This window comes from Micromonospora sp. U56 (assembly GCF_018070095.1).
In the GTDB taxonomy this organism is placed as follows: Bacteria; Actinomycetota; Actinomycetes; order Mycobacteriales; family Micromonosporaceae; genus Micromonospora; species Micromonospora purpureochromogenes.
Window position 1 is genome coordinate 1 of the sequence record NZ_JAGPYL010000267.1, and the last position, 1145, is coordinate 1145.

Below are 1145 nucleotides of genomic sequence, written 5' to 3' on the forward strand. Positions count from 1 at the left end.
CATGACGATACGTCTGGCCGGCCAGGCGGTCCGCTGGACCAACGCCACCGAACGCGAAGCCGCACTACGCATCGACGCCGAACGACTTATTGCAGCGTAACCACTCGGTTACCCGACGGTCTCTCAGCGGCGGGCCACCGCGGGGCTGCGTCCGGCCGGCGCGTTTCGTTGTCGCCTGACGCAGTGCCAGCACGACGGCGGCGCTGCCCGGGGCGGTGGGAGCGGGAGGCGGCGACGTCCGGCGTGCGCGCCCGTCCGGAGCGCTGTGCAGGGGCCGGTCGTGGCCCGCGACGGTGTCGGAGGCTCGCCGGTGCCGGCCCGGCCCGGCCGCGAGCCGGGGGAGGATCGGCACGACAGGGCCGTCGTGGCCACCGCCGGAGCGCGGACCCCACCCAAGGTCGGGGCGGAGGCCGTCGGTCGCCCGGGTGCCCCGTTCCCGGACTCGGTTTCCGGCCGACGACGCCGGTGGCGTCGACCACCGCCCGGAGCCGTCCACCGTAGACCGGAGGTCGGGCGCGATCGGGTTGCGGCGCGTTCCGACGGCGTCGGTGTCCCGCCCGCCGTCGGGGGCAGCCGCCGAGGCGGCGAGGGCGGGAGTCGGCTCGGCGTCGGCCGGGCGGGGCGTGGCCAGGCGGGGAGCGGCCGTGCCCGAGCGGGTGGGCGCCACCCGCCCGGGCGTCGTCGCGCGCCACTGCTCGGCCCGGCGGCCGAACTCGGCGCGGACGGCCCGGGGCAGCCGGTCGTACGCGGTCCGGCGCAGGGCCGGGTCCACGATCTCGTACCGGCCGTGCCGGTCGCACCGGAGCAGGGCGTCGGCGGTGGCGAGCCGGCGCAGCAGCGTCGCCGCCCGCCCGGGGGCCCAGCCGAGCAGGCGGTCGACGGCCGGCGCGGTGAAGTCGACGCCGAGCGCCGCGCCCGCCGTCAGCACTGCCCGCCGCGCGTCGTCGAGCAGGTCCAGCCGGGCGGAGGCCATTCGGTGTACCGCCTCCGGCAGTCCGGGCGCTCCGTCGCCGCTCGCCGCGCCGTACGCGCCGGCGTACCCGGGCACGCCGCCGACCAGCGGCAGCAGGCGGCGGGCGAGCGCGGCCGGCCGGCCGGCGCGGCCGAGCAGCCGGCGCAGCAACCGCCCGGTGTCGACCGCGCCC

At 79.6% G+C, this 1145-nt stretch carries 1 pseudogene; it reads right to left on the reverse strand.

Features of this window, described 5'->3' with window-relative positions:
* Positions 1 to 64: 64 nt before the first annotated feature.
* Positions 65 to 1145: pseudogene (locus KBX37_RS33910) on the reverse strand (hypothetical protein); the annotation flags it as partial.